Source organism: Mesorhizobium sp. M7A.F.Ca.US.014.04.1.1 (assembly GCF_003998745.1).
Classification (GTDB): Bacteria; Pseudomonadota; Alphaproteobacteria; order Rhizobiales; family Rhizobiaceae; genus Mesorhizobium; species Mesorhizobium ciceri.
On the sequence record NZ_RZRW01000212.1, the window covers coordinates 1 to 9,206 of the forward strand.

The 9,206-nt window shown below is 62.4% G+C and carries 7 protein-coding genes; 4 read left to right on the plus strand and 3 right to left on the minus strand.

The window, feature by feature from the left end; translation table 11 throughout:
* Window positions 1–10 precede the first annotated feature (10 nt).
* A complete protein-coding gene (locus EOA22_RS15905) occupies window positions 11–292 on the plus strand; it encodes a transcriptional regulator (RefSeq protein ID WP_013531420.1) in 282 nt (93 codons plus the stop codon).
* A 172-nt stretch (window positions 293–464) separates the two neighbouring features.
* Window positions 465–1,391: a Gfo/Idh/MocA family oxidoreductase gene (locus tag EOA22_RS15910; RefSeq protein ID WP_013531419.1), complete on the plus strand. Its 927-nt coding sequence runs from the start codon at window positions 465–467 to the stop codon at window positions 1,389–1,391.
* A 100-nt stretch (window positions 1,392–1,491) separates the two neighbouring features.
* Here the strand turns inward: EOA22_RS15910 and EOA22_RS15915 are convergent, their stop codons facing one another.
* Window positions 1,492–1,890: a chlorophyllide reductase subunit BchY gene (locus EOA22_RS15915; RefSeq protein ID WP_013531418.1), complete on the minus strand. Its 399-nt coding sequence runs from the start codon at window positions 1,888–1,890 to the stop codon at window positions 1,492–1,494.
* Window positions 1,891–1,986: 96 nt separating this feature from the next.
* Here EOA22_RS15915 and EOA22_RS15920 point away from each other — a divergent pair, with 96 nt between their 5' ends.
* Both EOA22_RS15920 and EOA22_RS15925 read left to right on the plus strand, forming a co-directional pair.
* The gene (locus EOA22_RS15920) at window positions 1,987–2,565 is read left to right on the plus strand and encodes a DUF2975 domain-containing protein (RefSeq protein ID WP_063168071.1); all 579 of its coding nucleotides are present in this window, start codon (window positions 1,987–1,989) and stop codon (window positions 2,563–2,565) included.
* Between the two features lie 13 nt (window positions 2,566–2,578).
* Window positions 2,579–2,791, plus strand: coding sequence for a helix-turn-helix transcriptional regulator (locus EOA22_RS15925; protein ID WP_013531416.1), 213 nt, complete (start codon window positions 2,579–2,581; stop codon window positions 2,789–2,791).
* Between the two features lie 65 nt (window positions 2,792–2,856).
* On the opposite strand, the gene rpoC is transcribed toward EOA22_RS15925, so the two are convergent.
* A complete protein-coding gene (gene rpoC / locus EOA22_RS15930) occupies window positions 2,857–7,047 on the minus strand; it encodes a DNA-directed RNA polymerase subunit beta' (RefSeq protein WP_127390073.1) in 4,191 nt (1,396 codons plus the stop codon).
* 186 nt (window positions 7,048–7,233) lie between these two features.
* Window positions 7,234–9,206, minus strand: a 1,973-nt coding sequence (rpoB, locus tag EOA22_RS15935; RefSeq protein WP_127390074.1) for a DNA-directed RNA polymerase subunit beta, incomplete at its 5' end; no start/stop codon positions are given.

Consider the following 9,206-nt stretch of genomic DNA (forward strand, 5'->3'; position numbering starts at 1 on the left):
GAATCGGCCCGTGAACGACAACGAAGAACGCCCGGTCACCATCATCACCGGCCGGGTGTGGAAGAAAAAAGGCGGCAAACCGGAAGGCGTCCACGTCATGCTGGTTGCGCCCGACGACGATTCGGCGGTGCGCCGGGCGCTCGAATCGCTTGCCGCCGAAGGTTACGCCGAGGCCGAGCTCGACCAGATCGGCGACATGGACGGCATCCCCGACGAAGAGCCGCATATTTCCGCCTTCCAGGGCGCGCTCGAAGGCGAAGTGTCGATCGTTACCTTCGACGTGCCGATCTGACCCCGGTCCAGCTTTCGAATCGACTGCCGAACCGAATCGGCGACCGAGGCCTTCCCAGCCGACAAATGTGCTGCCGCTAAGGGAAGGCTGAGCTTGGCTGCTCGGCTTCGGCTTGCCCGGGGCAAGTGTTCTGATAAGAAGCCATCACCATCATCAAACAGACGGAGCGGCCATGTCCCAGCCCATCAAGATAGGCATCGTCGGCGTCGGCAAGATCGTCCGCGACCAGCACCTGCCGGCCCTGGCGAAAGACCAGGACTATCGCCTCGTCGCGGCCGCCAGCCGTCACGGCAAGGTGGATGACATCCCGAATTTCCCCACCATCGAAGCCATGCTCGACGCCGTAGCCGAGCTCGAGGCCGTCTCGCTCTGCATGCCGCCGCAATTCCGCTACGACGCGGCGCGGACGGCGCTGACGGCAAAGAAGCATGTCTTCCTGGAGAAGCCGCCAGGCGCTACTGTCAGCGAGGTCGAAGACCTCAAGACATTGGCTGCGCACAACGGCGTCTCGCTGTTCGCCAGCTGGCACTCGCGCTATGCGCCGGCCGTCGAGGCCGCACGTGCTTTTCTAAGTTCAGCCCGCATCCGCTCGGCTGCCATCAACTGGAAAGAGGATGTGCGCCGCTGGCACCCGAACCAGGAATGGATCTGGGCTCCCGGCGGTTTTGGCGTCTTCGATCCCGGCATCAACGCGCTGTCGATTGCCACCCATATCCTGCCGGCCATGTTCATCACCTCGGCGGTGCTCGACTTTCCCGAAAACCGCGCCTCCCCGGTTGCCGCGCGCGTCACCTTCCGCACCTCGAATGGCCTGCCGGTGACGATGGACCTCGACTGGCTGCAGACAGGCCCGCAAAGCTGGGACATCCTGGCCGACACCGACAAGGGCGCCATGGTGCTGTCGGGCGGCGGCTCGAAGCTCGCCATCGATGGCAAGCTCATTCACGAAGAGCCGGAAGCGGAATATCCGATGCTCTACAAGCGCTTCGCCGAGATCGTGCGCGCCGGCGTTTCCGATGTCGATCTGGCCCCGCTCCAGCATGTCGCTGACGCCTTCATGCTCGGCAAGCGCAACGTAGTCGAGGCGTTTTTCGATTGAGCTCTGGAACCGCACTCGCTGATCGCGCGCGGGGGTCGCAGGTTGGGAATAGTCGCGCGACAGGATTGTCGCGCGACTGAGAACCAGCGGATCGCCAGGCTCAATTCCTGGTCCTGCAACCGGCACGCTTGACCATGTCGGCAATGATCAGTGGCGTCGCCGGTGTCTGAGACCAGTTACCCTGACGAGGGGCGCCCGCTTCAAGGGCGGCGCGCACCGCTCGTGTATCCAGGCTGAAAGAACTCTTGCAGGAAACGAGGCCGCCATTGCCGATCGTGTCGGCGATCACGCCGGCGGCTTCGCCAACCCCGGCGACATAGGCGACCAGCGTTTGCCTGGCGACCGGGCTGGTGTCGGCCTTGTCGAGCATTTCCATCACCTGCCCCACCGATATCCGGCCTGTCGCGGTCGACGGGAGGGCGATGGCAGCAAAAGGCGTTATGGACGCGGCGACAATCGCGATGGCTGCCACGGCAATCCGGCGTTTGAACGAAGGCATAGGTTTCTCCTGTGATGAGGAATTGACAAGAATCATCATTACGCATAAACAAATTATTGTAAAACGATAATTCATTACAATGGAGTGATAACGGCGATGATTGAACCTGTCATCACGGCTGTCCCTGCCGATCCTGCCCGCCAGCTTAGATTGAGACGCATCCGACTTTTCAGCCTAGTGCTGGCGAGGTGTTTTGTCGTCCTCGCCATATTGCTGACCATCGGTCTGCTGTTCTACTGGCTCAGCGTCTCCGCCAGTTCGATCGCGGCCGATGCGCAAATCCCACAGGAATGGCTGAGCGAGCTTGGCCTCGGTCGAAGACTGGTCGGGTTCGCGATCTCGTTCGTGCCGCTTGCCTGCCTCGTCTTCGCGCTCATGGCCGCAAGGCGCTGCTTCGGCGCTTTCGCGTCCGGCAACTTCTTCGGTCAGGGCGCCATCAGCAATTTGCGATACTTTGGCCTCGGCCTGCTGGCATCCGCCTTGCTGAAACCGGTTTCGGCGGCGGCATTGTCCGTTCTGCTCAGCTGGGACGCGCCTGCCGGCCAGCACCGGCTGACGCTCGGTCTCGACAGCGACACGATGCTGACCTTGCTGGCAGCTTGCATCGTCGCTGTCATCACCTGGGTCATGGCCGAGGCATCGGCACTCGCCGAAGAAAACGCGCAATTCATCTGATGAGGATCAGCTCATGCCCATAAGGGTCAGGCTCAATGTCGTCCTCGCCGAACGAAACGTGAAGTCAAAGGACCTGGCCGAATATGTCGGCATCACCGAGGCCAATCTTTCCCTTTTGAAGCAGGGAAAGGTCAAGGGTATCCGGTTCGACACGCTGGAGCGCATCTGCGACTATCTCGACTGTCAGCCGGGCGATCTGCTTCGCTTCGAGAGGGTGTCCGAATAGCACAAAGAAATAGGCCGCCGGGTTGCCCCGACGGCCTTATTGCCTGAGATCGTTGCCGTCCGCGCTTACTGCGCGGCGGTGGTCATGTCGGCCAGCATCGGCTCGGCGACTTCCGCACCCGAGGCCTTGCGGCGCTCGTCGATGATCAGTTCGTCGCGCGAGGTGGCGATGCGCCGGATCTGGCTCATCGTGCCGCCGGTACCGGCCGGGATCAACCGGCCGACGATGACGTTTTCCTTCAAGCCCTGCAGCATGTCGGTCTTGCCGGCAACGGCAGCTTCCGTCAGCACTCGCGTCGTCTCCTGGAAGGAGGCGGCCGAGATGAAGGACGGCGTCTGCAGCGATGCCTTGGTGATGCCGAGCAGCACCGGCAGGCCTTCGGCCGGCTTCTTGCCGTCCTCGACCAGACGCTCGTTGACCTCTTCCAGTTCGATCACGTCGACATGATCGCCCGGGATGTAGGTCGAATCGCCCTGCACCGTGATCTCGACCTTCTGCAGCATCTGGCGAACGATCACCTCGATGTGCTTGTCGTTGATCGACACGCCCTGCAGACGGTAGACTTCCTGGATCTCGTTGACGAGGTAGGAAGCAAGTGCCTCCACGCCCTTGATCGCCAGGATGTCGTGCGGCGCCGGGTTGCCGTCGAGGATGTAGTCGCCCTTCTCGATGACGTCGCCGTCCTGGAGATGGAACGGCTTGCCCTTCGGGATCAGGTATTCGACCGGCTCAAGCGTCGAGTCATGCGGCTCGATGATGATGCGACGCTTGTTCTTGTAGTCGCGGCCGAAGCGGATCGTGCCGTCGATCTCGGCGATGATGGCGTGATCCTTCGGACGACGTGCCTCGAACAGCTCGGCAACACGCGGCAGACCGCCGGTGATGTCCTTGGTCTTGGCGCTTTCCATCGGAATACGCGCCAAAACGTCGCCGGGGCGAACCTGCGAACCCGGCTCGACCGAAAGAATGGCCTCGACCGAGAGCAGGAAGCGGGCGTCGCCGCCCTTGGACAGCTTGCCGACCTTGCCCTTGGCGTCCTGGATCGCAATCGCCGGCTTCAGGTCGTTGCCACGTGGCGTCGAGCGCCAGTCGATGACCTCACGCTTGGTGATGCCGGTCGACTCGTCGGCCGTTTCCTGAACGGAAATGCCGTCGACCAGATCCTCGTACGACACCCTGCCCTCGATTTCGGTGAGGACCGGACGCGTGTAGGGATCCCACTCGGCGATACGCTGGCCGCGCTTCACCTTGTCACCATCGTCCACGAAGATGCGCGAACCATAGGTGAGACGGTGCGAGGCGCGCTCCTTGCCGGCTTCGTCGAGGATCAGCACCGCCATGTTGCGGCCCATGACCATCTGCTGGCCGTCGGAGTTGCGCACCACGTTGCGGTTGCGGATCTCGACCTTGCCCTCATACGAGGCTTCAAGGAACGAGCTGTCCACCACCTGCGCGGTACCGCCCATGTGGAAGGTACGCATGGTGAGCTGGGTGCCCGGCTCGCCGATCGACTGCGCCGCGATGACGCCGACGGCTTCGCCCTGGTTGACCGGGGTGCCGCGGGCCAGATCGCGACCGTAGCAGACCGCGCAGACGCCAACCCTGACTTCGCAAGTCAGTGCCGAGCGGATGCGGACCGACTGGACGCCGGCCTTTTCGATCTGTTCCACGTCACGCTCGTCCATCAGCGTTCCGGCCTTGACCAGGATCTCGCCCGACACCGGATGGGTGATGTCGTCGAGCGACGTACGGCCCAGCACGCGCTGGCCGACCGAAGCAACGACCTGACCGGCATCGACGATCGGCTGCATGGTGAGGCCCTTGTCGGTGCCGCAGTCGACGGAGTTGACGATGCAGTCCTGCGCCACGTCGACCAGACGACGGGTGAGGTAACCCGAGTTCGCCGTCTTCAAGGCGGTGTCGGCCAGACCCTTGCGGGCGCCGTGGGTCGAGTTGAAGTACTCGAGCACGGTCAGGCCTTCCTTGAAGTTCGAGATGATCGGCGTCTCGATGATTTCACCCGACGGCTTGGCCATAAGGCCGCGCATGCCGGCAAGCTGGCGCATCTGGGTGGGCGAGCCACGCGCACCGGAGTGCGACATCATGTAGATCGAGTTCATCGGCTTCTGACGGCCATTGTCCTCGAACTCGACCGCCTTGATGCGGGCCATCATCTCGTCGGCGACCTTTTCCGAGCACTTGGCCCAGGCGTCGACGACCTTGTTGTACTTCTCGCCCTGCGTGATCAGACCGTCATTGTACTGCTGCTCGTATTCCTTGGCCAAAGCCTCGGTGTCGGAGACCAGCTTGATCTTGGCATCCGGGATCAGCATGTCGTCCTTGCCGAACGAAATGCCGGCGCGGCAGGCATGGCTGAAGCCGAGCGCCATGATGCGATCGCAGAAAATGACCGTCTCCTTCTGACCGCAGTGGCGGTAGACGGTGTCGATCATCTTGGAGATGTTCTTCTTGGTCATCTCCTGGTTGGCGGTCTCGTAAGGCACGTTGACGTTCTTCGGCAGAAGCTCGCCGATGATCATGCGGCCAGGCGTGGTGTCATGGATCTTCGACACGACCTTGCCTTCGGCGTCGACCGTGCGGAAACGACCCTTGATCTTGGAGTGCAGCGTCACCGCCTTGGTCTCGAGCGCGTGCTGGAGTTCGCCCATGTCGGCAAACACCATGCCCTCGCCCGGCTCGTTCTGGTTGACGATCGAGAGATAGTAGAGACCCAGAACCATGTCCTGCGACGGCACAATGATCGGCGCGCCGGAAGCCGGGTGCAGGATGTTGTTGGTCGACATCATCAGCACGCGGGCTTCAAGCTGCGCTTCCAGCGACAACGGCACGTGAACGGCCATCTGGTCGCCGTCGAAGTCGGCGTTGAAGGCCGTGCAGACCAGCGGGTGCAGCTGGATCGCCTTGCCTTCGATCAGGATCGGCTCGAACGCCTGGATGCCGAGACGGTGCAGCGTCGGCGCACGGTTCAGCAGCACCGGATGCTCGCGGATGACCTCGTCGAGGATATCCCAGACTTCCGGACGCTCCTTTTCGACCAGCTTCTTCGCCTGCTTGACGGTCGAGGAGTAACCCTTGGCGTCGAGACGGGCGTAGATGAAGGGCTTGAACAGTTCGAGCGCCATCTTCTTGGGCAGGCCGCACTGGTGCAGCTTGAGCTCCGGACCGGTCACGATGACCGAGCGGCCGGAATAGTCGACGCGCTTGCCGAGCAGGTTCTGACGGAACCGGCCCTGCTTGCCCTTGAGCATGTCGGACAGCGACTTCAGCGGGCGCTTGTTGGCGCCGGTGATGACGCGGCCGCGGCGGCCGTTGTCGAACAGCGCATCGACGGCTTCCTGCAGCATGCGCTTTTCATTGCGCACGATGATGCCGGGGGCGCGCAGCTCGATCAGCCGCTTCAGGCGGTTGTTGCGGGTGATGCGATAGAGATCGTTCAGATCCGACGTGGCGAAGCGGCCGCCGTCCAGCGGGACGAGCGGACGCAGGTCCGGCGGGATCACCGGAACCACCTTCATGATCATCCATTCCGGACGATTGCCGGATTCCATGAAGTTCTCGACGACCTTGAGCCGCTTCAGATACTTCTTCTGCTTCAGCTCGGAGGTGGTCGACGCCAGTTCCGAACGCAGGTCGCCGGCGATCTTCTCCAGGTCCATGCCGGCCAGGAGGTCATGAATGGCCTCGGCGCCGATCATGGCGGTGAACGAATCCTCGCCATACTCGTCGACGGCGATCATGTACTCTTCCTCGCTGAGCAGCTGGTGCTCCTTCAGCGCGGTGAGGCCAGGTTCGGTGACGATGTAGTTCTCGAAGTAGAGGACGCGCTCGATGTCCTTCAGGGTCATGTCGAGCAGCGTGCCGATGCGCGACGGCAGCGACTTCAGGAACCAGATATGGGCGACCGGTGCCGCCAGCTCGATATGGCCCATGCGCTCGCGGCGAACGCGCGACAGCGTGACTTCGACGCCGCACTTCTCGCAGATGACGCCCTTGTACTTCATGCGCTTGTACTTGCCGCACAGGCACTCATAGTCCTTGATCGGGCCAAAAATGCGCGCGCAGAACAGACCGTCACGCTCCGGCTTGAAGGTGCGGTAGTTGATGGTCTCCGGCTTCTTGATCTCGCCGAAAGACCAGGACAGAATCTTCTCAGGGCTGGCAAGCGATATCCGGATGGAATCGAACACCTGCGCAGGCGCCTGCGGATTGAAGAGATTCATGACCTCTTGGTTCATGCCGTTCTCCTTTTCGGGATCCTCGAAGATCCCTTGCATCTAGTCGCGAGCCAAACGCCCGCCGTCTTTGTCGGCCACTGGCCGTCGAATTCTTCCTGGTTGAGCATGATCCTGTCCGAAAACCGGTAGCCACTTTTCGGGATCATGCTCGAGGCGCGCCGCGGACAGCCGTGGCGCGCCATTGCCTTACTCGGCCGCGTCGGGCAGCCGGACAGGGTTGTCGTCGAGCTTGGTGTTCTCCAGCTCGACGTTGAGGCCGAGAGACCGCATTTCCTTGACGAGAACGTTGAAGCTCTCCGGGATGCCGGCCTCGAAGGTGTCGTCGCCACGCACGATCGCCTCGTAGACCTTGGTACGGCCGGCGACGTCGTCGGACTTCACCGTCAGCATTTCCTGCAGCGTGTAGGCGGCGCCGTACGCTTCCAGCGCCCAGACCTCCATCTCGCCGAAGCGCTGGCCACCGAACTGCGCCTTGCCGCCCAGCGGCTGCTGGGTGACGAGCGAGTACGGACCGATCGAACGCGCGTGGATCTTGTCGTCCACGAGATGGTGAAGCTTGAGCATGTAGATGTAGCCCATCGTCACCTTGCGATCGAACGGCTCGCCCGTGCGTCCGTCATAGAGCTGCGACTGACCGCTGCTGTGCAGGCCCGCCTGCTCCAGCATGATGTTGATGTCAGCCTCATGCGCGCCGTCGAACACCGGGGTCGCGATCGAGACGCCGCGGCGCATCTGCTCGCTGAGGCGAACGATGCTCTCGTCGTCATAGTCACGAACCGGCTCGTTGCGGTCGTTGGCCGGGATGAAGCTCTCGAGCGTCTTGCGCAGCGGCTTGATGTCGCCGGCTGCCTTGTACGTGTCGATCAGCTCGCCGATCTTCCTGCCCATGCCCGCACATGCCCAGCCCAGATGCGTTTCCAGGATCTGGCCGACATTCATGCGGCTCGGCACACCCAGCGGGTTGAGCACGATATCGGCATGCGTGCCGTCCTCGAGGAAAGGCATGTCCTCCACCGGAACGATCCGCGACACGACACCCTTGTTGCCGTGACGGCCGGCCATCTTGTCGCCGGGCTGCATCTTGCGCTTCACGGCCACGAAGACCTTGACCATCTTCATGACGCCCGGAGGCATTTCGTCGCCGCGCTGGACCTTCTCGACCTTGTCCATGAAACGCTGCTCGAGCGCCTTCTTGGAATCGTCGTACTGGCCACGCAGCGCTTCCAGCTCGCTCTGGAGCTTTTCGTTCTCCACGGCAAACTGCCACCACTGCGAACGCGGATACTCGTCGAGCGTATCCTTGGACAGCGTCGAGCCCTTCTTGAAGCCCTTCGGTCCAGCGATCGCTTCCTTGCCGACGAGCACGTCGGAAAGACGCGCGTAGACGTTACGGTCCAGAATGGCCTGCTCGTCGTCGCGGTCCTTGGCGAGGCGTTCGATCTCCTCGCGCTCGATCGCCATGGCGCGCTCGTCCTTCTCCACACCGTGGCGATTGAAGACGCGCACCTCGACGACGGTGCCGAATGTGCCCGGAGGCATGCGCATCGAGGTGTCGCGCACATCGGACGCCTTTTCGCCGAAGATGGCGCGCAGAAGCTTCTCTTCCGGCGTCATCGGGCTTTCGCCCTTCGGCGTGATCTTGCCGACCAGGATGTCGCCCGGCTGAACTTCCGCACCGATGTAGACGATGCCGGCTTCGTCGAGGTTCTTCAGCGCTTCTTCCGAGACGTTCGGGATATCGCGCGTGATTTCCTCCGGTCCAAGCTTGGTATCGCGCGCCATGACCTCGAACTCCTCGATGTGGATCGAGGTGAAGACGTCGTCGGCGACGATGCGTTCGGACAGGAGGATCGAGTCCTCGTAATTGTAGCCGTTCCACGGCATGAACGCGACCAGCACGTTGCGGCCGAGCGCCAGATCGCCGAGCTCGGTCGACGGACCGTCGGCGATGATGTCGCCCTTGTTGACCCGGTCGCCCATGCGAACCAGCGGACGCTGGTTGATGCAGGTGTTCTGGTTCGAACGTTGGAACTTCATCAACCGGTAGATATCGACGCCGGACTTGCCCGGATCGAGATCTTCGGTGGCGCGGATAACGATACGCGTCGCATCCACCTGGTCGACGATGCCGCCGCGGCGGGCGGCGATGGCGGGGCCCG